Raw genomic sequence first — 25,303 nt, forward strand, 5'->3', positions numbered from 1 at the left:
TCAATGGCACGTTTTTACCGTCGTCGCAAGTTCTGCCGCTTTACAGCTGAGAACGTTACGTACATCGACTACAAAGATATCGACACTTTAAAACAGTACATCACTGAAAACGGCAAGATTGTTCCTAGCCGTATTACAGGTACTAAAGCTCGTTATCAACGTCAATTAGCGTTAGCTATTAAACAAGCTCGCTATTTGTCTTTGATTCCGTACACTGACAACCATAAGTAAGTGAGGTGAGCTGTGGACGTTATCTTATTACAACGCATTAAGAATCTTGGTAAATTAGGCGATAAAGTATCAGTTAAAGCTGGTTATGGTCGTAACTTTTTGATTCCTCAAGGTAAAGCAGTAGCTGCAACTGAAGCTAACACTTCAGCTTTTGAAGCTCGTCGCGCTGAACTTGAGAAACAAGAAGCTGACATCTTAGCTGCTGCAACTGCACGTGCTGAACAATTGAACGAAGTTAACATCGTAATCACTGCGAAAGCTGGTGATGAAGGTAAACTTTTCGGTTCAATCGGTACTCGTGACATCGCTGACGCTTTAACTCATGCTGGTCTTACTGTAGACCGTGCAGAAGTTCGTTTACCAAACGGTGCGCTTCGTCACACTGGTGAATTCAACATCGCAATCCAATTGCATCATGATGTTGTTGCTGAAGTTCTCGTTACTATCGTATCTGAGTAATTTCTGCAAAGAAAAAGAGCATGTTTTACATGCTCTTTTTTTATGTCTAATGATTCTGTTTTAAGAATATATCTCGTATAAAAACATCCTTAATGCATCGCTAATAAATATTTCACATAATCCTCTGCACTTTGCTCAACATCATTGATTGTAGGTAAAACCTCGTCCTCCTCTGGCTGGGTTTCCATTCCATAAAAAGCATAAACAGGCTGATAATCGGCTTTGACATAACGTGCAGTCAATTCAAAAGGAGCACACAAAGTTTCTAAACTCACTTGATGTCGCCCATCCACTGAATAATCATGTGCTTTACTTCCAGTCGATACTGCAAGGGTTATTTTCTTATTTTTTAACTGATTTCCTACTGAACCATAAGCCCAACCATAAGTCAGGACATCATCTAACCATTGCTTTAATAACGGTGGGCAGTTAAACCAATACACAGGGAACTGAAATACTAGATTCTGGTGTGCTTCTACCAAAGCTTGCTCTTTTAACACATCAATCTGACCATTTGAATAACTTTGGTAAAGCTCATGTACAGTGAACTGTTCAGGATATTGATGTAATTTTTCAATCCAACATTTATTTATTATGGAATTATTGATGTCAGGATGAGCAACAATCACAAGCGTTTTTTTCATTTCAATAGACTCCATTGATCGTTCAGTTATAGTGATGAGTCGATTATAAAAGCATACTGGAGATAATTTAAGTACGGTCATGATGGTTATATACTAGACTAAAAGTTAGTGTCAGTAGAGAATGATGGAAACTTGCGCCCCACCCTATATCGATTTAGAACAAACAGATTTTGGATACACACTTTCTTTAATCAATGGCAAATATAAGATGATCATCATGTATTGGCTTTATCAACATAAATCCATCATGCGCTTCAATGAGTTAAAACGCTCAATCGGCAATATTTCCTTTAAGACCTTAAGTCTCACTTTAAAAGAAATGGAAAAAGATCAACTGATTATTCGGAATGAATATCCACAGATCCCACCCAAAGTTGAATACAGCCTATCAGAACGAGGACTCTCCTTGATTCCACTTTTAGACATGATGTGCCAATGGGGAGCTTCAAATCGACGCTAAAATCCAAGCCACACTTTTTCACCACTTACACAATTTTCACTGAATTAAATTGTCCCGATGACCTCCATTTGGATTAAGATAGTCACTCGGTTTTGTTTCATCTTTTTATTAGGTCTTGTTATGTCACAGGCGAATGCCAATTTTACAAAAAATTCTCCAAACACAGAGAGTAAAGTGAGTGACTCAGGTCAACTAAAAGAATTCCGCACTCCGCCTCATAACCTTGCCATTGAGCAAGCGGTATTGGCAGCGTTAATGACGGTTGCAGAATCTTTTGAGCAAGTCAGCGACTTACTCAAAGAAAATGATTTTTATGCAACACGTCACAAATATATTTATCGTGCCATTGAGAAACTGGCACAGGAAAACTCCCCGTATGATGCTGTTTTGGTCAATGACTGGTTGCTCAAACAAAACCTGTTAGATGCCATTGGTGGTGAAGAATATTTAATGCAACTGATGGCAGATTCACCATCAAGTTTCTATAACCTTGAAATTTATGCAAATAAAATCAAGGAGTTTTCAACTCTGCGTAACATGATCAAGATCAGCAGTGATATTTTACAAAATGCCTATGACACCAAAGGTCGCCCCGTCAGTGAGATTCTTGATTTAGCAGAAACCAGTATTTTCTCTTTGGCCGAACAGCACAATAACAATAAAAAAGATTCTGGGCCAAAATCCATCAGCTCAGTCACCGCAGATGTCATTACTAAATTAGATGAATTGTCTAAACTTGATGGCAACATTACCGGTTTAACCACGGGCTTCTTGGAACTCGATAACAAAACCTCAGGGATGCAGGCCGGAGATTTGATTATTGTTGCAGCACGTCCATCGATGGGTAAAACCACTTTCGCCATGAACTTGGTAGAAAGTGTACTGCAATATAACCGCCTACCTGCTCTGGTATTTTCTATGGAGATGCCAGCAGACTCGATTGCCATGCGTTTGATCTCAGCCATGGGTAAAGTCCATCAAGGGCATTTACGTTCAGGTAATCTCGATGCAGACGAATGGACCAAAGTCACGGGCACCATTCTTCAGCTACAAGAAATGCATCTCTATATCGATGACTCATCTGCCCTGCCACCAACCGAACTTCGTGCACGTGCACGTCGTGTGGCTAAAATGCATGATGGTAAAATCGGCTGTATCATGGTCGACTACTTACAGTTGATGAAAGTTCCAGGCATGGGCGATAACCGTGTTGGCGAGATCTCGGAAATTTCGCGAAGCTTAAAAGCTTTGGCTAAAGAAATGCAATGCCCTGTCATTGCACTCTCTCAGTTAAACCGTAGTTTGGAGAATCGACCAAACAAACGTCCAGTCATGTCAGACTTACGTGAATCGGGTGCGATCGAGCAGGATGCCGACTTAATCATGTTCATTTACCGCGATGAAGTCTATAACAAAGAATCCAAAGAAGCAGGTACTGCTGAAATCATTATCGGTAAGCAACGTAACGGCCCAATTGGTAGCGTACGTCTCGCATTTGAAGGTCAATATACGCGTTTTAGCAATCTCTCACCTGAGTTCTATGCTCAGTATGAAGATGACGAATAACATTCAAACTATTTCTATTTATATACAATCCAAGTCGACCCAAAGGAGAACTCAGGGTGCGCCAAGCTACAGTTTATATTGACAGTAAAGCACTGCAATATAATTTAAACCGTGTTAAACAACTGGCTCCACATTCAAAAATCGTCAGTATGGTCAAAGCCAATGCCTACGGACATGGAGTTAAAAACTGTTTAGCCGCCCTAGAGGCCACGGACGCTTTTGGTGTCGCCTGTTTAGAAGAAGCACTGGAGATCAGGCAACTTGGATACACTCAGCCGATTACATTGATTGAAGGTGTATTTTCTGAAGATGAGATGCAACAGGTCATCGAGCAGAAGCTTGAATGCATCATACATCACAATCAACAAGTAGAATGGTTGATTCAGCATAAAGCTGCTTATAACGCATTAGGCTTAAAGGTTTGGGTAAAACTGAATAGCGGCATGAACCGTTTAGGTTTCAAAGTCGATGAAATCATTGACGTGATTCAACGTTTAAAAACTGAAGGTTTTACCTGCGTACTTGCTATGCATTTTGCCAATGCTGATGTAGAGCATCCTTTAAATGAGCAGCAGAAACAACAGTTCTTACAGGTCAAACAAGCCTGTGAACCGATCTTGGTGTCTTGCTGTAATTCTGCTGCGATTTATAAATACCCTGAACTGCATTTTGATTTTGTTCGCCCGGGCATCATGCTATACGGCGCATCACCATTCGCAGATCGCAATGTACATGAACTCGATCTAAAGCCCGTCATGAGCTTTAGTGCCGAAATCATTGCCCTCAATCAAATCCAGCAAGGTGAATATGTTGGTTATGGTTCAACTTATACGGCACATGACTCGGCAAAGATCGCAATTGTTTCAATTGGCTATGGCGATGGTTATCCACGCGCTTATGTAAAGCAGAACTTTGTTGCCATCGATCAGCAACTTGTTCCAGTCGTCGGCCGTGTCAGCATGGATATGATCGCCATTGATATCAGCAATGTTAAAGCAGAAATTGGCACAAAAGTTGAGCTTTGGGGCCAATCTCGCTTGGTTGATGATGTTGCGGCAGCGAACGGAACCATCGGCTACGAGCTGCTTTGCCGCCTCTCTCAACGCCCAATACGTCAATTAGATAACTAAACATGACTTGATCAATTTTTGTGTTTTATCTCTAATAAGGTTTTTAACCATTCAGATTCAGAATGCTCAAACTGATTTACGATAATTCGCTTTATAAAATGCCGATCCAGCAATTGGTTCTGTTTCTGATCCGAATTTCGATCGGCATGTTTTTCTTTAGCACAGGTTTTAATAAACTATTTGTTGAGAAAAACAAACTGATTATGCTGGAAACGATTACTGAAACAGGCATTCCATTTCCAGAAATCATGAGTAGCTTTGTGTCAGCCACTGAAATGCTGGCAGGTTTATTTCTGATTCTCGGATTATTGACTCAGATCGGCAGTATTCTCTTGTTTATAATCTGTCTAACCGCTTTATACACGGTGGGGATACATACCATCCCCAATGGATTAGACACGATAAGTTGGCTCAGCTGGTTTTTCTACCTACATGACTTATTGTATATGTTCATTCTGGCGATACTGATTACATCTCAACCAACCATCCTGTCGCTGGATCGCATTCTCAGTAGAAATATCCGCTAACTGCATACATTTAAACCTTCAAGGCTTACATTCAGAGGCTTTGAAGGTCTATTACTATTTATTTATAAGCCATAGTCAGCAGTTGGTTTTGGCAGCTCTTGTAAACCACGGCGCAAAGTCTCAGACCACTGTCGACTAATCTGAGTAAAATAAGGATCATCCTCACCAATCCGCTTACCTTCTGGAATTTTAAAACTATCTTTATGGTAAACCAATGCATCTAGAGGCAGGCCCACTGAAACATTCGAGCGCAAAGTCGAATCAAAAGAAATGAGTGAACAGCGCAGTGCATCATCCAAAGGCATATCATAGTGTAAAGCACGATCTAAAATCGGTTTTCCATACTTGCTTTCACCAATTTGGAAATATGGTGTATCAGTCGTTGCACAAATAAAGTTCCCTTGCGGGTAAACATTATAAAGCTGCATCTCCTCGCCTTGAATTTGCCCACCGACCAAGATGCTACACGAATAATTCATCTGTTCTTGAGTATCACTGGTAATATCTTCAAGCACTTTGCGTAAGGTTTTTCCAACCAATTCAGCCACTTCAAACATGGTATTGGCACTATACAAATTCGGCTCTTGATGTAAAGCCAAAGCATTTTGCAAATGCCCAATCACGGCTTGAGTCGTGGCCAAATTACCTGCTGTTTGCAAAGCAATAAAACGTTCACCTTCTACACCAAAAGTATGCAACTTACGAAATACAGAAATATGATCGACCCCTGCATTGGTTCGGGTATCACTAATCAATACCAAACCTTGCTCTAATCTTAATGCGCAACAATAGGTCATCTTTCTCTCTTTACATTCAACACGCCAAAACCTGCACCACAGACATCATACTCTCTACCCCACCTTGCTCACGAATACCACGAACAGGTGCCACATCTAAATAATCACGTCCAACTGCAACGTAGATATGGTTTTGGGGTGTAAATATCTGGTTACTTACATCGAAACAATACCACTCATTCTCCACAAAAACCTCTGCCCATGCATGACTGGCGAGGTGTGGCTGATTTTCATCGTAGATATAGCCCGAAACGTAACGTGCTGGTAATTGTAACGCACGACACATGGCAATTAATATATGTGCGTGGTCTTGGCATACCCCCTGACCCGCATAAAAGGCATCAATAGCTGAGGTGGTGACTGAGGTACTTTGAGGTTGATAGGGAACTTGTTGTAAGATTTTTTCTGATAAAACAATCAAATGGTGGCGATTTTTTACAGCAACAATCGAATGTGCGAAATCCGACATAGTCAGGTCACAGCAAGTCATCGCAGTTCGCTGTAAAAAAATCATCGGTGAAATATCTGTCTCGACATAACCCAACTCAGTCGCATGCAAATCTACCACTCCCTGTGCCATGATGGTCAAATAACGATAATCATGGCGTTGTGTTGCGGTAATCCATAGGTTATTAAACGCATCACGTTGACACGAATACTGTCCTGGCACACTGATATGCCAATTTTCAACACGCTGATGTCTTGAACTTTGTGGCATCATCTTGATCGACTGAACACTATTCCGTGCAACTTCGCTATAGCGATAATGCGTTTGGTGATTGACCATAAGTTTCATGAGGATGCCTCAAATTGATTTTCCAATTTATAGGTAAATGCATAAAACTGATTTAAATATGGCTGTTCTTTTAATGTCTCCCAACACGGTTGTAAGTCTTGCCATCCCAAATGATATAACCGCTCAATGGTTGGATCAATCGCATCAAAAACAGCATGTGTATTGTGTTGAAATCTGAAATAGGTATCAATTTTCTCAATACATTGCCCAATATGAAAAAATAGAAAAATATCTTCTTGCTCAGCTTTCAGAATGTCACAACAGCTTTGTATCACTACTTGAATCGCGAGCCCGTCTGCTGGTACATTTTTGATCAGATAATTGAGTTCTGCATAGGCCTGTGCTGTTAATAATCCCCTCAGCTCCTGAATATTGTCCCGCGCAATCTCAAGCTGGCTCAATAAAGAATAAGGCTGCTGACGATCTAACATAAATTGATTCAAGTTTTCTGCATCATCAATATGCAAACAAAGTGCCTGTGCAAATTCTGATGCTTGATGATTATCAACAAAAGGTAAATGTCCTGCCACATGGCCAATCCGAAACAAATAACGTCCTAACCAATAAATATGTTGAGCACTTGAGCTAAGTAAAAGCATAAATCTCCTCCCTTTTCTTAATATTCAGTCTCACAGCCCGCGTTGTTGTCATCTTCGGGCTGTGGATATGGTTCAGGAACGTAAGGTTTCAACCACCCATGTATCTTTAATTCCGCCACCTTGAGAAGAGTTCACCACGAGAGAGCCTGCTTGCATGGCAACACGTGTTAAGCCACCTGGCACAATTTCAGTGCGATAAGGTGAGCTGAGTACAAAAGGTCGTAAATCAATATGTCGCTCAGCAACGCCTTCTGCTGTCATTGTTGGCGCGACTGAAAGGGCTAAAGTCGGTTGTGCAATATATAAATGCGGTGTTTCAATCAATTTCTGTCTAAAACAATCAATTTGTTGTTGATCTGCTTGCGGACCAATCAACATGCCATAACCACCAGAACCTTGTGCTTCTTTAACCACCAGTTTTTCTAAATTGCTCAACACATAATCAAGTTGCTCAGCCTCTCGGCATTGATAAGTGGGCACATTATTTAAAATCGGTGCTTCGCCTAAATAGAATTGGATCATTTGATCGACATAAGGATAAATCGATTTGTCATCTGCAACCCCAGTTCCGGGCGCATTGGCGATCACAACATTATGTTGTAGATAAGCAGACATTAAGCCAGCCACACCTAAGCTGCTATCAGGCCTAAAGCTAAGTGGATCAAGAAAATCATCATCAACACGGCGATAAATCACATCTACCTGCTGACGACCACGAATAGTTTTGACATAAACTTTCTTGTCTTCAACAAATAAATCCCGACTGGTCACCAGTGGTACATCCATTTCCCGTGCTAGAAATGAATGCTCATAATAGGCGCTGTTAAAACGTCCAGGCGTAAGCACCACAATCAAAGGCCGATCAACATAAGCATTTTCTTCCAGAATTGCTCTTAACAGACTTGGATATTGCTCAATCCCCTGTAAATTATTACTACTACACAGATCTGGCATCAATTTCTGACTGATTTTGCGACTTTCCAGCATATAAGACACGCCTGAAGGGGTTCGCAGGTTATCTTCCAACACAAAGAAATCGCCTTGCCCGTCGCGGATGATATCGATGCCACTAATTTGTGAATAGACTTTTCCTTTAAGCTGATGTTTCAGCATATGCGGTTGAAATGCTTCGTGCGCAATCACTTGTTCTGCGGGAATGAGACCTTCTTTTAAAATATGCTGTCCATGATAAATATCATCTAGAAATAAATTTAATGCTTTGACTCGTTGTGCGCAGCCCGTCGCGATCTTTTCCCATTGCTTCTTTTCAATCACACGCGGTATCAAATCGTAAGGAATGGTACGCTCAGCACCCTCCTGATCACCGTAAACATTAAAAGTAATACCTTGATAGAGAAAATGCTGTTTTGCTTGTGCTTCTAGTGTTTTTAAATCGTCAAGACTACGAATACTTAACCATTGTTCAATTTTTTTAGACGCTTCACCGTTAAAACTTTTGTCATCTAACATTTCATTAAAAAACTGTGATTTAAGTTGCTCAAATAAATTGGTCGTCACATTGAGCTGTGAAATAAATGTAGAGGTATCAACGGACGCCGCTGGATTGGGCTCTGGTGCGTAATAATCTGTGCTGATATGTAGGTTGTGTTCTTGTTCTGACATAGAAACCTCGTCTCATCATTTATTTATATCTAAAGGAAGCAATTTCAATGCCACTTATACAAAATGATCAATTTTCAACCAGACTTAGAATATTTAAGCAAAACTAGGGTCATTTCAGTCGTAAATACGTAATCTAGATAGGATGGACTTGATAATTAAGTATAGTTTTTTTATTGTGTCTGCTTTAGACCATTGAATTACGTGTTTCGCTTATGTCATCCATACAAGAAAAAGAAACATCCAATAGCCTTTATCGCCAATGGCAAATCTTATCCCGCCTTTCTACTGGGAAATGGATGGGCACCCGCGAATTACAAGAAATATTAGAACGTGAAGGCATTGATATCAGTCTGCGTACCATTCAGCGTGATTTAAATCAAATTGCTCAGCGTTTCCCAATCGAGAGTAATAAAACCGTACCACAAGGCTGGCGTTGGCGTTCAGATGCACCAATTCAAAGCTTGCCCCACATGACCAGCTCGCAAGCGGTTACATTTATGATGGTCGAAGAGCATTTACGTCACTTGCTTCCACCAAGCTTATTAGAAGAAATGACACCTTGGTTTGATCTGGCCAAGCGTAGCCTATCGACACAAAATAATGTTCGACAATGGATCAACCGCGTCCGTATTGTGCCGGCCACTCAACCATTGATTCCACCTGTCGTCGACAAACATGCACAACAGGCGATTTATGAAGGTTTATTACAAGACAAACAGATCGAATGTATTTACCGTGCCCGTACCCATCAAGGTGAAGATAAGACCTACATCCTTAATCCGCTGGCTTTGGTTCAAAAAGGTGCAGTGATTTATTTAATCTGTACCCGAAATGATAAAACCGAAGTACAAACCTTCGCATTGCACCGCTTTAAAGCAGCAACGGTATTGGAAAGTCGTGCCTTACATCCTGTGAACTTTGAAATTGATAATTATATTGAATCAGGCGCACTCGGTTTCCGTGTTGACTACAGCAAGCCAACTGAACAAATTCACTTAAAACTGACCATGACCGAGAGTACAGCCAAGAGTTTCTATGAAAGCCAGTTGAGTAAGGATCAAATTATCCAACATCTGGAAGAAAATATTGTCGAAGTCTCTGCAACCGTCCCGTTTACCTCACAACTGGTGTGGTGGTTGAGAAGTTTTGGTAAGAAAATGCTGAATATTGAACCCGCTGCTGTTTATAACGCAGTGAAAGAGATTGAAGAACAACCCCAATAAAAAAGAGAACCTTTCGGTTCTCTTCGATTTTTTATAAATTTTGTTATCAAACACTCAGTATTATTTTTATTGTTTAAATGTTCAAACCAACCTCTCTCCCCGCCTTGATCAAAATTGGTTTGTACCTTTTAAGCGCTTTGATTTAAATTAACATCGGCACGCTAATTCATAGCCATTGTAGCGGATTCTCTTTTTGGTCATAGTTTAAACCCTCTTTGTTTGAACGTAAGGCTAATATAACGAGGATTATTTGGGCTGTGAAATAACAAAGATTGGAATCAAAAGCTGTTTTTTTGCTATTGCTGATCTTTGAGCCAAGATCAGCTTATTCTTTATCGGATAATAAAGTTTCGAAACGATGCAAATGGGTAAAACGTCCCGCCTGTATCTGATATTGATCAATTTGTGGTACTAAGCGCTGAAAATGTTCCGACTGTACATGCAAATCAAGTGCTGCACGATCAACCCACTCTTCGATAAAAACAAAATGCCCTTTCTGTTTATGATCATGATAAAGATCATAGGCAATACAGCCTGCCTCGGCTTTGGTTTTCTCTACCAACGCTTGATAAAGTGGTAACACCTCATCAATTTTATCTGGCTGGATATAGTCTTCAGCAATCAGTTTTAATGTCATCTCGCTCTCCCTAAATATTCCCCATAAAAAAAGCTCTCAAATTCTTGAGAGCTTTTTTGTCACCGACTCAGTTTATGCTGAAAATGGATGACGCAATACGATTGTTTCTGCACGGTCAGGACCTGTTGAAACGATATCAATTGGGCAACCAATTAAAGTTTCAATACGACGTACATATGCCAATGCATTTGCAGGAAGTTGATCAATTTGAGTCAAACCAACAGTAGACTCGCTCCAACCTGGCATTGTTTCATAGATCGGTTTCAAGCTTTCGAATGAAATCGCATCAGAAGAACCTGCACAGCCTGAATCTACATCTTCATAACCTACACAGATTTTTACTTCTTCTAAGCCATCTAATACATCAAGCTTAGTTAAGCAAATACCAGATAACGAGTTCACATCAACCGAACGACGTAAAATCTCAGCATCAAACCAACCACAACGACGTTGACGGCCAGTAGACGCACCAAACTCATGACCAACTGTACCTAAGTGACGACCAATCGCATCACCTGTATCTGTTGCTGCATCGTAATGTAACTCAGTTGGGAATGGACCTGCACCTACACGTGTTGTATATGCTTTGGTAATACCCAATACATAATCTAAATGCAATGGGCCCATACCTGAACCAGAGCTTACGCCACCCGCAGTGGTATTCGAGCTTGTTACAAATGGATAGGTACCATGATCGATGTCAAGCAATGAACCTTGCGCACCTTCGAACATGATTGCCTTACCTTCTTTGCGGTAATTATGTAACACAGTCGTTACATCAATCACTAGTGGAGCAAGAACTTCCCGCCATGCATCACAAAGAGCAAGTACATCTTCAAACTTAACTTCTTCAACGCCATAGAATTGAGTAAGTTGGAAGTTATGCAGCTCAAGCATTTCCTGAAGTTTTTCTTCAAGCAAAGCACCACCACGAATCAAGTCAGCTACGCGTACAGCACGACGTGCAACTTTGTCTTCGTAAGCTGGGCCAATACCGCGACCAGTTGTACCAATTTTCGCGTTACCACGTTTTTTCTCACGTGCTTGGTCAAGCGCGATGTGGTTTGGCAAAATAAGCGGACAGTTTGGAGAAATACGTAAACGCTCTTTAACAGGTACGCCTTCTTGTTCCAAAATCGCCATTTCTTTAATCAAAGCTTCAGGAGAAAGAACAACACCATTCCCGATTAAGCACAATACGTTTTCACGTAAAATACCTGATGGAATGAGGTGTAATACAGTCTTCTTACCACCTACCACAAGCGTATGACCTGCGTTGTGTCCGCCTTGGTAGCGAACTACCGCAGCCGCTTGATCTGTGAGCAGGTCGACGATTTTACCTTTTCCTTCGTCGCCCCATTGGGTACCAAGTACCACAACATTTTTGCCCATAATAGCCTCATTACATCATGCTGTTAAAATTGGAAACCAAGTCTTAAAACTTGGCAATTAAATTTTTTCAATCACCCATTGCCCGTTTTGAGACACCAACTGATGGGTCGCATAAGGCACTGAGCTTAAATCATCATTACCCAACAACTGCACCACACGTGAACCTTTGCCACGCACATCTGCAATTGCATTTAATAAATCTTGATCATTGCCTTTCGGTGCAACCACAGTTTCAATTTCTACAAACTGTGTCGCGCCTAAAGCATATAAGTCACAACTAAATCCAGTTGCTGGACGCGCACGTCCAAAATGCTCACCAATACCATCATAACGACCACCTTGAGCCAGTGGTGCCGCACGATTCGGTGCGTAAATGGCATACATCAAACCTGTATGATAGTGATAACTGCGTAATTCAACGACATCTATCCCTATGTTCAGATTCGACCAACGTGACTGGATTTGCGCTAATGTAGATTTCAATGCAGCTAATGCATTTTTGAAATCCGCATCATTTAAAATATCTTGGCTTAAATGCGTTTCTAGTGCATCGAGGTCACTTGCATAACGACCTAAAGCATAAAAATCTGCACCCATCGCTAAATCTTGAGTGAATTCTTCTAACTCTGGGAAAGCTTTACGCTGATATAAGTCAGAAAGTTCACTTTCGGTATTTTTATTTAAGCCAGCGCGTTTAACCAGACTACGGAATAAACCAACATGACCTAAATCTAAATGAGCGCCCTCTAAAGTATGAGTATGCTCAATTAAGGCCAACATCACGTTGATCATTTCAACATCTGCTTCGATGCTGTCATGACCATACAACTCTGCACCTAACTGCAAAGGTGCACGGGTTGCATTGAAATTCTGTGGTTTGGTATGCAAGACTGAACCTGCATAGCAATAACGTGCTACACCTTCAATTGGTCGAACATGAGCATCTATACGCGCAACTTGCGGCGTCATATCCGCACGCACACCGAGTAAACGGCCAGACAGTTGATCAATAACTTTGAAGGTAACTAAATCTAAATCTTGATTAGATTCTGAAAGTAGAGAGAGCGATTCGATGTATTCAATAAATGGCGTATACACCAATTGATAACCTCGAACTGCGAGGAAATCTAACGCTTCTCGACGCAAGGTTTCAACCACTTGCGCTTGTTCTGGCAATACATCTGCTACCCCGTCAGGGAGCAACCATGTCTCTGAAATGGCCATGTTCCAAACCTAAAATCTGTTCAATGTGGAAGCATCCACACAAAAAGCAACCACATAAAAAAATCGGGTGAATGCCCGATTCAGCGTAGTGTAGCACGAAGATTTCTGTGATGCACCTTCGAATTTGAATAAATCTTTCGGGTTTAACGACCAGCCAACTTCATTAAGTAAGAAAAATTAACGATTAGATTCAATAGATTGAAACTACTCACTGAGAGTATAAGTCCATGTTCTTGCCTCTAAGAACTGCCCAATATCTGAACTATCGCCCTGCTTACAATTGATCAAGTTTGATTTTTTATAGCATTGATTGCTTGGGAGTTACATGCAAGCCAGCCTGTCCGAAATTTCGAGCCTCTTAAGCAGCTATTACCCAAAATAAATGAAACGCCTTAAGGCCTTGTTCTTAGCTTATATTAAAAAACACACATTCCATTTTTTGATTTCTTTCACCTGAACTAAGGGCTAAAGATTCCCATTCAGGTATAAACACAAAATCGTGCCTAGAATATAAACAGACTGCTCGCTCATTTTTTGGAGATACGCTTAATACAATCCTAGAATGACCTTTAGAAACTGCTAAATTCTTAATCGCAGAAATCAGAAGATCGGCTATACCACGGCCACGAAACATAGGATTAACCCACATCGCGATCACATTAAATTCAAGTACAGCGTTTTGAGTTCCCCCAATAATCCCAATTGCCCGATCCCCTTTAATTGCTAAAACATATTGAAATTGGGTCTTTTGTGAAGCACGGTCACGCCATTCTGACTCACTATATTTCTCTGTAGTAGCATAATTAGCAGCGAAAACTTCTGGACTATCAAGCAGCGACTCTAAACGAATGGTTTTAAGGATTTTCCAATCCTCTTCGGTAGTCAGACGAACCACCAAGTCATTCAAGTCTGGGCTCATTCAATACCTCGAGCTTATCGCGATTCTGGATTTTTATAAAAGATTCTTGAAAATTGGCCTATATTTATTAATTTCCTTTGCCGCCTTTTACTACAATTTCTAGCAAATTCACCATTTCAACATTTTGCTTTTCTAAAGCGGCAATATTTGCCACAGTTCGATCTAAAACCTCTTGTTGTACATGCATCTTTTTAGCGAGATCCTGCATGATTTCCAAACTCTTTTTCAGATGCAACTCTAGGTGTATCACCTTTTCTTCGAGTTGCTGCACCTCAATATCTTGGTTTGGTACGTCTACGCTTTTAAACTGAAACCAGAATAAAAAAGCCACCGCCGCCAATAAAATAGCAATAAATCCCCAAATCAACATCAATGTCATGCGAGACCCCACATTATTTTTTATATCTTATTTAAAATATTAATCACAAAAAGTTTCACACAAATCCAGTAAGCGATTTGCATATCCCCATTCATTATCATACCACGCAAAAACTTTTGCTTGATGACCCACCACCATGGTTTGAGTCAAATCCACAATCAAGGAATATGGCGAATGATTAAAGTCACTTGACACCAGATCTTCATCCGTCACTTGCATAATCTGCGCATAATCATATTGAGCCGCCTTGCTCAAAACTTCATTGATTTTATGCACGGTAATCGGTGAATGCGAAACAAAAGTGAGATCAATGGCAGCCACATTAATGGTCGGTACACGAATCGAATAACCATTAATCCGATCTTCCATTTTCGGCATGACCTGTTTCAATGCACCCAAGGCACTGGATGTGGTTGGAATAATATTTTGCCCTGAAGCACGTGCGCGACGTAAATCCCGATGAGCATGATCTAATACCGATTGATCGGCTGTGACCGCATGGATTTCTGTCATTAATGCGGTATCAATACCAAAGGCATCATCAATAATTTTGACCAACGGCACTAAGGCCTGTGTGGTACATGAGACACTAGAAATGATTTGATCTGTGGCCTTTACGTCATTGTGATTAACACCATAGACAATCGCGGCGTCCACAGAATCAAAAGGCGCAGCACCAATAATCACACGCTTCGCGCCTGCCTCAACATGACGAGTTGCATCAGCACGTGAACGGAATAAACCGGTACATTCAAGCACCACATCAATGTGCAAGTCAGCCCAAGGCAATAATTCTGGCTGAGCCTGCTTAAAAACCTGTAACTTTAACTGACGCTGATTAGACTGGATATTCAAGAAAATATGTTGATTTTCAATTTGAATTTCAACTTGACCTGCAAAACGACCATGCGTGGTGTCGTATTTAAACAAATGCACCAAGGTCTGCACATCAGCAATATCATTGATGGCAACAATATCAAACTGAAATTGCTTAGGACTCTCAAACCACGCACGTAATACATTCCGACCAATTCGACCAAATCCATTGATAGCGATACGTTGCATGTAGCGTCCTTATTCATCAAAACATCATCTTTTCTATGCTATATGGTAAAACATCAAGCGCATTGTTGAATATAGATTTTTAGCTTAAACACAGTTTTATATGATATTGCTTGTAAAATCGTTGGTGAGGCAGGTATTTTCCGTTATAATTTAGCACTTTTAAAATCTATGCCACGCACTGGGTTCGATTGTAGAACATTAGACACAACGTACCTTGTTGCATATAGCCAAATTCAAAATTATGGAGTGTCTTGGTTGTGAGTACTCGCTTTATGACATCAGCTGAAATCCGTGAAGCATTTTTGCGTTATTTCGAATCGCAAGGGCATACACGTGTCGCTTCGAGTTCTCTGGTTCCCGCCAACGACCCAACTTTGCTGTTTACCAATGCTGGTATGAACCAGTTTAAAGATTGTTTCTTAGGTTTAGAAAAGCGCGACTATGTCCGTGCTGTTTCATCACAAAAATGTGTACGTGCTGGCGGTAAGCATAATGACCTTGACAACGTCGGTTATACAGCGCGTCACCATACTTTCTTTGAAATGTTAGGTAACTTCTCTTTCGGTGATTATTTCAAACAAAATGCACTGAAATTTGCTTGGGAATTTTTGACCAGCGAACAATGGTTAGGCTTACCGAAAGATCGTTTATATGTCACGGTTTATCATACCGATGATGAAGCATTTGATATCTGGAACAAAGAAATCGGGATCGATGCTGAACGTATTATCCGTATTGGTGACAATAAAGGCGGACAATACGCATCAGACAACTTCTGGGCAATGGGTGACACAGGTCCTTGTGGTCCATGTTCTGAAATTTTCTATGATCATGGTGACCATATTTGGGGTGGCTTACCAGGCACACCAGAAGAAGATGGCGACCGTTTCATCGAAATCTGGAACAACGTTTTCATGCAGTTCAACCGTACTGCAGATGGTGTCATGCACCCTCTTCCAGCACCTTCTGTGGATACAGGTATGGGCTTGGAGCGTATTTCGGCTGTACTGCAACATGTCAATTCAAACTATGAAATTGACCTGTTCCAACACTTATTAAAAGCTGCTGCTGACATCATTGGTTTAGATACCACTGCAATTGAAGCTGAAGCGAAAGCACAAAATAAACCTGTTGAATATCCTGCTTCTTTAAAAGTGATTGCTGACCATGCACGTTCATGTTCATTCTTGATTGCTGACGGTGTTAACCCTTCAAATGAAGGTCGTGGTTATGTATTGCGTCGTATCATTCGTCGTGCAGTACGTCACGGCAACAAATTGGGTGCAACAGGTTCCTTCTTCTATAAGATGTTGCAACCGCTGATTGAAGTGATGGGCGATGCTTATCCTGAACTTGCTGCACAGCAAGCACGTATCGAAGCACAGCTTCTTAAAGAAGAAGAGCAATTCGCGAAGACACTTGAGCAAGGCTTGAAATTGCTCGAAGGTGAATTGGCTCAACTAAAAGGCAATGTGATTGCTGGTGAAACTGTATTTAAACTGTATGACACTTACGGCTTCCCGACTGACTTAACGGCTGATATTGCACGTGAGCGTGATCTGACCATTGACGAAGCTGGCTTCGAAGTGGAAATGGCTGCACAACGCCAACGCGCACGTGATGCGGGTAAATTCGCAGTTGACTACAACAGTATCGTTAAAGTTGAAGGCGAAACTCAATTTGATGGCTATGACGCGACTCAAGGTCAGGGTCAAATTGTGGCGATCTATAAAGATGGCGTTCAGGTTGATGAAATCAACGAAGGTGACGAAGCACTGATCGTATTGAACCAAACTCCTTTCTATGCAGAAAGCGGTGGTCAAATCGGTGACACTGGTCTTTTCAAAAACGATACTGGTATCTTCGAAGTTCAAGATACTAAAAAATCTGGCGGTGCTTTTGTCCATCAAGGTATCGTGACCATGGGTAGCCTTAAAGCTACTCAAAATGTTGAAGCAACCGTTAAAGCCGATATTCGTGCTGCAACAGCACGTAATCACTCTGCCACTCACCTTCTCCATGCGGCTTTACGTCAAATTCTTGGTGAACATGTTCAACAGAAAGGTTCTTTGGTTGCGAGTGACATTTTACGTTTCGACTTTGCCAATGACCAACCTGTTTCATTTGAACAGTTGCAACAGATTGAGCGTTTAGTCAATGCTGAAGTTATTGCCAACAGCCCTGTAACGACTGAATTGTTGGATATTGAATCTGCGAAAGCCAAAGGCGCAATGATGCTGTTCGGTGAAAAGTATGGTGAAGAAGTTCGCGTACTGTCTATGGGTTCTATTATTGAAGAGAAAAACTTCTCTATCGAACTTTGTGGTGGTATTCACGTTAAGCGTACGGGTGATATTGGTTTATTTAAAATCACCTCAGAAGGTGGTGTCGCTGCGGGCGTTCGTCGTATTGAAGCCGTGACTGGCACTAAAGCGCTTGAAGTGGTTCAAAAAGCAGAAACAGATATCCAAATCATTAACGGTTTGTTGAAAGCTCAAAAAGACCAAACTGTAGAGAAAGTTGAAGCCATTGTTGAAACTGCTTCTAGCCTACAAAAGCAAATCGAACAATTGAATCAGAAATTAGCCAGCTTCCAAGCGGCTGAACTTTTAGATCAAGTCAAAGAAATTGCAGGTCGTCAAACGCTTATCACATCGGTAAAAGGTTTAGATGCCAAATCATTACGCAATCTTCATGACAGCGTAAAATCAAAATTAGAAGATGCAGTCATTATTTTAGCTGGTGTTGAAGGTGATAAAGTGAGTTTAATCGCTTCCGTCGCTAAACAATACGCTGCAACTCTAAAAGCAGGTGACATCATCAAACACTTAGCTCAAGAGCTTGGTGGTAAAGGTGGTGGTAAACCTGACTTAGCACAAGGTGGCGCGCCACTTAACGAGAAGTTTGATCAAGTCATCGCAGCATTACCTGCTTGGCTTGAGCAATAATAAAGACTTCACTTTTGTGTAACTGACCCTGATGCCTCTCAGGGTCATGGCTTATATGGAACAACTATGGCATTAATCGTTCAAAAATATGGCGGTACCTCTATGGGTACTCCTGAGCGCATTTTAAATGTTGCTCATCGTGTCAAGCGTTGGCATGATCATGGTCACAAGGTGGTCGTGGTTGTATCAGCAATGAGTGGTGAAACGAACCGCTTACTTGCGCTTGCCAAAGCCATTACCAGCACCCCTGACCCACGCGAATTAGATCAAATGGTGTCAACGGGTGAACAAGTAACGATTTCCATGTTAGCTATGGCACTGAATTCAATTGGTGTAGAAGCTAAATCATATACAGGTCGTCAAGTTGGTATCAAAACTGACAGCGCGTTTACCAAAGCACGTATTGAATCAATTGATACTGATGTAATGACCGCTGATCTGGATGCTGGTCGTGTCATCGTCGTTGCCGGTTTCCAAGGTTATGATGCCAATGGCAATATCACAACTTTAGGTCGTGGTGGTTCAGATACTTCAGGCGTTGCACTTGCTGCAGCACTAAAAGCAGATGAATGCCAGATTTATACCGATGTAGATGGTGTTTATACCACTGACCCTCGTGTAGCGCCTAAAGCGAAGAAAGTTGACCGTATTTCTTTTGAAGAAATGCTAGAAATGGCATCTTTAGGTTCGAAAGTTTTACAAATTCGCTCTGTTGAATTCGCAGGCAAATATCAAGTGCCATTACGTGTATTATCAAGCTTTGATAACGATAATGATGGCGCATTTGATGAAGATTTCAAACAAAACGTAGGTACACTAATTACGACTGAGGCGGAAGACGATATGGAACAACCAATCATCGCAGGTATTGCATTTAACCGTGACGAAGCAAAACTCACTATTTTAGGTGTTCCTGATGAACCAGGTATCGCATCTAAAATCTTGTCACCGATCAGCAATGCCAACATCGAAGTGGATATGATTATCCAAAATGTTGAAGAAGACGGCACAACAGATTTTACTTTTACCGTGAATCGTACTGACTTAGCAAAAGCAAAAGCAATTTTAGAACAAACTGCAAATAGTATTGACGGTTGTGAAGTTGTGACGCGTGATGACATCGTAAAAGTGTCTATCGTTGGCGTTGGTATGCGTTCTCACGCAGGTGTAGCGAGCAAAATGTTCACTGCATTAGCTGAAGAAAGCATTAATATTCTCATGATTTCTACATCAGAAATCAAAGTTTCTGTCATCATCGAAGAAAACTATTTAGAGTTGGCAGTTCGTTGTTTACATACAGCTTTTGGCCTAGATCGTGAACACGGCGAAAGCAGTGCACGTGCTTAATTAATAGCTGCTTAAACATATTTACTCGCAAGTAAATAAGAAAAAAAACAGAGCCACTATAGTTTTTCTTATAGTGGCTCTGTTATATTAGCCTTGAGGTTTTTAAAAAGACTCTCACAGAACTTACGAAAAAAAATGTTTTTTACATATTTCTGTTAGAGTTTTCTGTATATTAGGCTGTGCTTTCAAACAATGAATTCCCTGTCGCAAGTTTAAGCGTTTAGCAAGGAGATAAACATGCTGATTCTGACCCGTCGTGTCGGAGAAACATTAATGATTGGGGATCAAGTCAGTGTTACTGTGCTTGGCGTAAAAGGCAATCAGGTGCGTATTGGTGTAAATGCTCCAAAAGAAGTTTCTGTGCATCGTGAGGAAATTTACCAACGTATCCAACATGAACGTGCCATGCATGAGCATCTGCAACATCTTGATCAAGATTATCAACATTCTTATGAAGAAGAGAATAATGATTTTTCTCAACATAATAACTTCAATCGTTAATATGCCGCATTCTTCTCGAATGATTAAAGCGACTAAAATTAGTCGCTTTAATTGTTTTTACAGCCCTAAAGCTTTCTTGACAGGCGCATAACTACGGCGGTGTTGATCAATGACACCATGAGCGGCAATCGCTTCAAAATGTGCTTTAGTTGGATAACCTTTGTGTTTAGCAAACCCATAGTCAGGATGTTGCTGATCTAACTCATGCATCTGACGGTCACGGGTCACTTTCGCTAGAATACTGGCCGCACTAATTTCTGCATGGCTAGCATCCCCCCCCACAATCGCCTCACACGGAATCGTAATTCCTTTTGGAATCTGGTTACCATCCACAATTACTTTTGCAGGAGAAGCAGCTAATCCCTCTACTGCACGACGCATTGCAAGAAAAGTGGCTTGCAAAATATTCAATTCATCAATTTCGGCATGGGTTGCTTCAGCAATTGACCAAGCTAAAGCTTTTTCTTGAATCTCCAAGAACAGCTTTTCCCGTTTTTTTTCGGTTAACTTTTTAGAATCATTTAAACCCTCAATCGGATTATTCGGATCTAAAATGACTGCGGCAGCAACAACAGAACCCACTAATGGTCCTCGCCCTGCCTCATCTACACCAGCAACTCTCATATAAAATCTCTAAAGGCCGATGACTCAGCCTTATCTTATTAACCTGCTTTCTTGAAAGTTTCAGCCACACATGCATTTACAGTTTGAGAAACCACTTGAGTCACAATCGTCGCGCGTGCCGTTGGATCAATAGCTGCGGTAGCCAATTCTACTGCTGTTACGCTATTTGGTGCTTTTTCACTGACACAGCCACAAACTTCAGTTTGAATATTTTCACGTTGTTCTGCGGTCATTACACGTGTCGCTGTTTTCCACGCTGGTAGCGTATTAATTTCATTAATACATTTCGCATTTACAGCAACTTTCAATGCAGCCATGCCTAACTGCTGTGAAGTTGCACCCACTGAGTTATTTCCATCTGGAGTAACGCAGCCTGTTAAAGCTAAAACAGCAGGGGCAACAATAAGTACCAACTTTTTCATGATTTCTATTCCGTATCTAAATTTTGGCAGGCGTATTGTGCCTAAATGACACGTTTTATGATATGACCCTGTGCTATCTTTACATAATATAACAATGATAAATGATTTATAAGCACTACAACGTTCCACTCATAAAACGCTCCGTTACATTTACACTGTATGAGTAGGAAAAAGCGCTATTTAAAATCAAAGAACTCATATCACAGCTAGGATGTTGCGATGCCAACCTCAGCACAATATTACACACGCACTGCGCAAGTTTTACATTGGCTCATGGCTGCTATTTTTATTATTGCGTGGCTTATCGGCTTTTATAGCGGTAATTTTCTTAGCTATGATGCCGATGGGAGTTTCAAAGGAACAGTTATTACCCTACATAAAAATATAGCAACCACCATTATCTTCTTAGTCGTTATTCGTATTTTTTGGCGCTACACCCACCCTGCACCTGAACTACCAAACACCATGTCGCCTCTGATGAAAATGTTGGCGCATGTTGGACATTTATTCCTTTATTTAATGTTATTAGCGCTGCCAATTACTGGCTGTTTATTTAGTTGGAGTGCTGGACACCCTGCTCCAGTTTTATATTTATTCGAGATTCCACGTTTAGTACAAGATAATCCAGAATTACTGGCAATTGTTAAACCTCTACATATTTATCTTTCATGGTTCGCTGGTCTACTCGTTGCTGGACATGCTTTGGCTGCCATCAAACATCACCTTATAGACAAAGATAATGTTTTACTCAGTATGTTGCGCCAACCCAAATAATTTTTGAGTCATAAAAAAAACCGCTTTACGCGGTTTTTTAATTTAGATCTTTTTCACTTCTGCAATCCACTTTTGCTTTTCTTCATCCGAAATGAATGAAGCTTCAAAAGAGTTGATTGCCAGTTGCTTTAATTCATCATTGCTTAAATCCAAAGCTTGCTGAATCGCCACAAAGTTATCATTCATATAACCACCGAAATACGACGGATCATCTGAGTTCACAGTAACGTGTACGCCCTGCTGCAATAAACGGCGGATGTTATGCTCACCCATGTCTTTTACAACACAAAGCTTTAAGTTACTTAAAGGGCAAACTGTTAAAGGCATTTTCTCAGCGATTAAACGCACCATTAAGCGCTCATCTTCTTCAGAACGCACACCATGATCAATACGGTTTACTTTCAACAAGTCTAAAGCTTCCCAGATATATTCTGGTGGGCCTTCTTCACCCGCATGTGCCACAATCAAGAAACCTGCTTCACGGGCTTTAGCAAATACACGCTCAAATTTGGCTGGAGGATGTCCAACTTCGCTTGAGTCTAAACCAATCGCAATAATATCATCTTTAAATGGCAATGCTTGCTCAAGCGTTTCAAATGCTTTTTCTTCGCTTAAATGACGCAAGAAACACATGATCAGCTGAGAACTAATTCCTAACTTTTCTTTTGCATCTGCGCAGGCACGCTTCAAACCAGCAAGCACAGTTGCAAATTCAACCCCACGTTCAGTATGCGTTTGCGGGTCGAAGAACATTTCGGTATGTACCACACGATCTTCAGCACATTTCTCGAAATATGCCCAAGCAAGATCATAAAAATCTTGTTCAAGCACCAGCACATTTGCGCCCGCATAATAAATATCTAAGAAAGATTGAAGATTATGGAAGTTATACGCTTGCTTCACTTCTTCAACCGACTGATAAGGAATCTGAATCTGATTACGCTGTGCAATTGCAAACATCAGTTCTGGTTCAAAAGTCCCTTCAATATGCACATGCAATTCGGCTTTGGGTAAAGCACGAATCAGCTCGATTTGATTCATATTAACTCCACGTCTAAAGAAAAAAGGGTGTTATCGAAATAACGCCCTTTTAGGCTCTCTTCACAGAAAGAGCTGTTATTCAAACAGCCCACAAAGAGAATGATAAAATAATAACAACGATTTGCTTAGCCGCCAAATGCAACAAATTTAAACACCCACAGTGCCGCAATAATCCAGACCATATAAGGAACTGTCTTTGCTTTTCCTGTCAGTAATTTAACCAATGCATAGCTGATAAAGCCCATCGCGATACCATCTGCAATTGAGTAGGTAAATGGCATAAACACGATGGTTAAAAAGGCAGGAACAGCTTCAGTAATATCATCCCAATCGATATGTGTGATCCCTTGGATCATCAACACACCAATAAATAACAATGCGGGTGCTGTTGCAAAACCTGGAACCGATTGAGCCAATGGTGCCAAGAACAAGCAACCAATGAAAAGAAATGCAACAACGACTGCGGTTAAACCCGTACGCCCACCTGCCGCAACACCTGAAGCGGATTCAATATAAGGTGTAGTTGACGATGTACCTAAAGCAGCACCCGCTACGATTGCAGTTGAATCTGCAAATAATGCCTTCTTCAAACGTGGCAATTTACCATCTTGAAGCAGACCTGCACGATGTGACACACCAACCAAGGTCCCTGTACTGTCAAATAAATCGACAATAAAGAAGACGAAAATCACCCCAACCATACTGGCGGTAAATAAACCTTCGAAGTCCATTTGCATAAAGGTAGGTGCTAAAGAAGGAACTTGACCGACAACACCCTTGAACTCATTCAAGCCCATTGCAGTTGCAATCGCAGTCACAACCAAAATACTAAGAATGATCGCACCGCGTACTTTAAACTGATGCAAAACGACAATCATTAAGAAGCCAAATAAGGCCAATAACACCGTTGGTTGCTTGATATCGCCTAGACCAACCAAGGTCGCTGGATTATCAACAATAATGCCTGCATTTTTTAGTGCAATTAAGGCAAGGAATAAACCAATACCACCACCAATTGCAAATTTCAGAGACATTGGAATTGCATTGACAATCGCTTCACGAATTTTAAAGAAGCTGATTGCAAGGAAAACCAAACCTGACACAAAAACTGCTGCTAAAGCAGTTTGCCAAGGCACGCCCATGCCTAAACAAACCGAATAGGTAAAATAAGCATTTAAGCCCATTCCAGGTGCAAGTGCGATTGGATAGTTCGCAATAATCCCCATGACCAAACACCCAATTGCCGCAGCCAAACAGGTTGCAACAAACACAGCACCATGATCCATGCCAGTTTCAGAAAGAATGAGTGGGTTTACAATGATGATGTAACACATCGTCAAGAATGTAGTTACACCTGCTAGAACTTCCGTTCTAAAGTTGGTTTTGTTTTCGCTCAGCTTAAATAAGCGTTCTAACAAACCAGCCGAAGCATTAGGCGTTGTCATAACATAGCACCTGTTGAAATCTAAGATCGTAGAATATGAAATCTATACGTTTGTGTTTGCAATCTTTTTTGAATGTACACAAAAAGGTATACAAGGCTAAAAGCAATCTATATGCCAGCTTTGCGCTTGTTACACAGAAGATATGTATAAATTCGATTCCGATATCAAAACGTAAAAAGCCGCATATCAACATGCAGCTTTTTATTTAATGGTAAATATTTTAACAGATTCTACTCAAAACTTGAGTATCACAATACAAAAAAAGCGTATTTCACGATCAAACTCAGACGATTGAATCAGCAATGCTCTTTATTAGCACATAAAACTACTGATTACGCTGATAAGAGGATAAATGCGTATGTTGGTTATGCTGTATCGTATTCAAGCTGTTTTCGGCATCTTGAACAATTTTCATTAGCTCTTGGCGTTTCTTGGTTTGGGCATCAACATAGGTGACATAACCCAAAACAAATACTGAAAAGACCAAAGCGATCGCAATCTTAATCTTCATTATTATTATCTCTATTATA

Annotated in this window: 27 protein-coding genes; 11 read left to right on the forward strand and 16 right to left on the reverse strand. The window is 40.9% G+C overall.

Features of this window, described 5'->3' with window-relative positions:
* The first annotated feature begins 3 nt into the window (after positions 1–3).
* Positions 4–231 (forward strand): 30S ribosomal protein S18, encoded by a 228-nt coding sequence (gene rpsR / locus A7P55_RS02595; RefSeq protein ID WP_004278792.1) that lies wholly within the window; start codon positions 4–6, stop codon positions 229–231.
* A gap of 12 nt (positions 232–243) precedes the next feature.
* Positions 244–690: a 50S ribosomal protein L9 gene (gene rplI, locus A7P55_RS02600; protein ID WP_005152015.1), complete on the forward strand. Its 447-nt coding sequence runs from the start codon at positions 244–246 to the stop codon at positions 688–690.
* Between the two features lie 89 nt (positions 691–779).
* Here rplI and A7P55_RS02605 read toward each other — a convergent pair whose 3' ends face one another.
* Positions 780–1,334 (reverse strand): NAD(P)H-dependent oxidoreductase, encoded by a 555-nt coding sequence (locus A7P55_RS02605; RefSeq protein WP_171551017.1) that lies wholly within the window; start codon positions 1,332–1,334, stop codon positions 780–782.
* 124 nt (positions 1,335–1,458) lie between these two features.
* On the opposite strand from A7P55_RS02605, the gene A7P55_RS02610 reads away from it, so the two are divergent.
* The 4 genes from A7P55_RS02610 (at position 1,459) to A7P55_RS02625 (ending at position 5,017) form a co-directional block, all read left to right on the forward strand.
* A complete protein-coding gene (locus A7P55_RS02610) occupies positions 1,459–1,794 on the forward strand; it encodes a helix-turn-helix domain-containing protein (protein WP_171551081.1) in 336 nt (111 codons plus the stop codon).
* 120 nt (positions 1,795–1,914) lie between these two features.
* On the forward strand, positions 1,915–3,360 hold the full coding sequence (gene dnaB / locus A7P55_RS02615; RefSeq protein WP_004806002.1) for a replicative DNA helicase: 1,446 nt from the start codon (positions 1,915–1,917) through the stop codon (positions 3,358–3,360).
* A 56-nt stretch (positions 3,361–3,416) separates the two neighbouring features.
* Positions 3,417–4,490 (forward strand): alanine racemase, encoded by a 1,074-nt coding sequence (alr, locus tag A7P55_RS02620; protein ID WP_171551018.1) that lies wholly within the window; start codon positions 3,417–3,419, stop codon positions 4,488–4,490.
* Between the two features lie 62 nt (positions 4,491–4,552).
* Positions 4,553–5,017: a DoxX family protein gene (locus A7P55_RS02625; RefSeq protein ID WP_171551019.1), complete on the forward strand. Its 465-nt coding sequence runs from the start codon at positions 4,553–4,555 to the stop codon at positions 5,015–5,017.
* Positions 5,018–5,079: 62 nt separating this feature from the next.
* On the opposite strand, the gene A7P55_RS02630 is transcribed toward A7P55_RS02625, so the two are convergent.
* The 4 genes from A7P55_RS02630 to A7P55_RS02645 all read right to left on the reverse strand — a co-directional run bounded on the left by A7P55_RS02630 (position 5,080) and on the right by A7P55_RS02645 (position 8,832).
* On the reverse strand, positions 5,080–5,814 hold the full coding sequence (locus A7P55_RS02630; protein ID WP_005189775.1) for a proteasome-type protease: 735 nt from the start codon (positions 5,812–5,814) through the stop codon (positions 5,080–5,082).
* Between the two features lie 16 nt (positions 5,815–5,830).
* Positions 5,831–6,610, reverse strand: coding sequence for a transglutaminase family protein (locus tag A7P55_RS02635; RefSeq protein ID WP_171551020.1), 780 nt, complete (start codon positions 6,608–6,610; stop codon positions 5,831–5,833).
* Complete coding sequence (locus tag A7P55_RS02640; RefSeq protein ID WP_171551021.1) at positions 6,607–7,209, reverse strand: alpha-E domain-containing protein; 603 nt, start codon at positions 7,207–7,209, stop codon at positions 6,607–6,609. The genes A7P55_RS02635 and A7P55_RS02640 overlap by 4 nt, the downstream gene beginning before the upstream one ends.
* Positions 7,210–7,281: 72 nt before the next feature.
* Positions 7,282–8,832 carry a circularly permuted type 2 ATP-grasp protein gene (locus tag A7P55_RS02645; RefSeq protein ID WP_171551022.1) on the reverse strand — a complete coding sequence of 517 codons (1,551 nt, stop codon included), beginning with the start codon at positions 8,830–8,832 and terminating at the stop codon, positions 7,282–7,284.
* Positions 8,833–9,044: 212 nt separating this feature from the next.
* Between A7P55_RS02645 and A7P55_RS22465 the strand changes: the two genes are divergently transcribed.
* Positions 9,045–10,055, forward strand: coding sequence for a WYL domain-containing protein (locus tag A7P55_RS22465; RefSeq protein WP_151715747.1), 1,011 nt, complete (start codon positions 9,045–9,047; stop codon positions 10,053–10,055).
* A gap of 325 nt (positions 10,056–10,380) precedes the next feature.
* On the opposite strand, the gene A7P55_RS02655 is transcribed toward A7P55_RS22465, so the two are convergent.
* The 6 genes from A7P55_RS02655 to A7P55_RS02680 all read right to left on the reverse strand — a co-directional run bounded on the left by A7P55_RS02655 (position 10,381) and on the right by A7P55_RS02680 (position 15,671).
* Positions 10,381–10,692 (reverse strand): putative quinol monooxygenase, encoded by a 312-nt coding sequence (locus A7P55_RS02655; protein WP_171551023.1) that lies wholly within the window; start codon positions 10,690–10,692, stop codon positions 10,381–10,383.
* Between the two features lie 72 nt (positions 10,693–10,764).
* Positions 10,765–12,084 carry an adenylosuccinate synthase gene (locus A7P55_RS02660; protein WP_005151985.1) on the reverse strand — a complete coding sequence of 440 codons (1,320 nt, stop codon included), beginning with the start codon at positions 12,082–12,084 and terminating at the stop codon, positions 10,765–10,767.
* 57 nt (positions 12,085–12,141) lie between these two features.
* Positions 12,142–13,308 (reverse strand): ATP phosphoribosyltransferase regulatory subunit, encoded by a 1,167-nt coding sequence (locus tag A7P55_RS02665; RefSeq protein ID WP_005211638.1) that lies wholly within the window; start codon positions 13,306–13,308, stop codon positions 12,142–12,144.
* A 406-nt stretch (positions 13,309–13,714) separates the two neighbouring features.
* Positions 13,715–14,227, reverse strand: a complete 513-nt coding sequence (locus tag A7P55_RS02670; RefSeq protein WP_171551024.1) for a GNAT family N-acetyltransferase — start codon at positions 14,225–14,227, stop codon at positions 13,715–13,717.
* A 67-nt stretch (positions 14,228–14,294) separates the two neighbouring features.
* Positions 14,295–14,606: a hypothetical protein gene (locus tag A7P55_RS02675; protein ID WP_171551025.1), complete on the reverse strand. Its 312-nt coding sequence runs from the start codon at positions 14,604–14,606 to the stop codon at positions 14,295–14,297.
* A 39-nt stretch (positions 14,607–14,645) separates the two neighbouring features.
* Complete coding sequence (locus tag A7P55_RS02680) at positions 14,646–15,671, reverse strand: type I glyceraldehyde-3-phosphate dehydrogenase (protein WP_016164184.1); 1,026 nt, start codon at positions 15,669–15,671, stop codon at positions 14,646–14,648.
* A 257-nt stretch (positions 15,672–15,928) separates the two neighbouring features.
* On the opposite strand from A7P55_RS02680, the gene alaS reads away from it, so the two are divergent.
* The 3 genes from alaS to csrA all read left to right on the forward strand — a co-directional run bounded on the left by alaS (position 15,929) and on the right by csrA (position 20,467).
* Positions 15,929–18,619, forward strand: coding sequence for an alanine--tRNA ligase (gene alaS / locus A7P55_RS02685; RefSeq protein ID WP_171551026.1), 2,691 nt, complete (start codon positions 15,929–15,931; stop codon positions 18,617–18,619).
* A gap of 66 nt (positions 18,620–18,685) precedes the next feature.
* Positions 18,686–19,966, forward strand: a complete 1,281-nt coding sequence (locus A7P55_RS02690) for an aspartate kinase (RefSeq protein WP_016164186.1) — start codon at positions 18,686–18,688, stop codon at positions 19,964–19,966.
* Between the two features lie 237 nt (positions 19,967–20,203).
* Positions 20,204–20,467 carry a carbon storage regulator CsrA gene (gene csrA / locus A7P55_RS02695; protein WP_004805969.1) on the forward strand — a complete coding sequence of 88 codons (264 nt, stop codon included), beginning with the start codon at positions 20,204–20,206 and terminating at the stop codon, positions 20,465–20,467.
* A 57-nt stretch (positions 20,468–20,524) separates the two neighbouring features.
* Here the strand turns inward: csrA and rnhB are convergent, their stop codons facing one another.
* Together rnhB and A7P55_RS02705 are read right to left on the reverse strand one after the other, a co-directional pair.
* Entirely contained in the window at positions 20,525–21,091 is a 567-nt protein-coding gene (gene rnhB, locus A7P55_RS02700) for a ribonuclease HII (protein WP_171551027.1), read from the reverse strand.
* Between the two features lie 38 nt (positions 21,092–21,129).
* Positions 21,130–21,513, reverse strand: a complete 384-nt coding sequence (locus A7P55_RS02705; RefSeq protein ID WP_171551028.1) for a hypothetical protein — start codon at positions 21,511–21,513, stop codon at positions 21,130–21,132.
* A gap of 219 nt (positions 21,514–21,732) precedes the next feature.
* On the opposite strand from A7P55_RS02705, the gene A7P55_RS02710 reads away from it, so the two are divergent.
* A complete protein-coding gene (locus A7P55_RS02710; RefSeq protein ID WP_171551029.1) occupies positions 21,733–22,287 on the forward strand; it encodes a cytochrome b in 555 nt (184 codons plus the stop codon).
* A 42-nt stretch (positions 22,288–22,329) separates the two neighbouring features.
* Here the strand turns inward: A7P55_RS02710 and A7P55_RS02715 are convergent, their stop codons facing one another.
* From A7P55_RS02715 to A7P55_RS02725, 3 genes are all read right to left on the reverse strand, one after another.
* The gene (locus tag A7P55_RS02715; protein WP_171551030.1) at positions 22,330–23,328 is read right to left on the reverse strand and encodes an adenosine deaminase; all 999 of its coding nucleotides are present in this window, start codon (positions 23,326–23,328) and stop codon (positions 22,330–22,332) included.
* Positions 23,329–23,453: 125 nt separating this feature from the next.
* Positions 23,454–24,773, reverse strand: coding sequence for an NCS2 family permease (locus A7P55_RS02720; RefSeq protein ID WP_004805960.1), 1,320 nt, complete (start codon positions 24,771–24,773; stop codon positions 23,454–23,456).
* A gap of 325 nt (positions 24,774–25,098) precedes the next feature.
* On the reverse strand, positions 25,099–25,284 hold the full coding sequence (locus A7P55_RS02725) for a hypothetical protein (protein WP_171551031.1): 186 nt from the start codon (positions 25,282–25,284) through the stop codon (positions 25,099–25,101).
* Positions 25,285–25,303: the final 19 nt, after the last annotated feature.

The organism is Acinetobacter sp. Ac_5812, from assembly GCF_013072695.1.
GTDB lineage: Bacteria > Pseudomonadota > Gammaproteobacteria > Pseudomonadales > Moraxellaceae > Acinetobacter.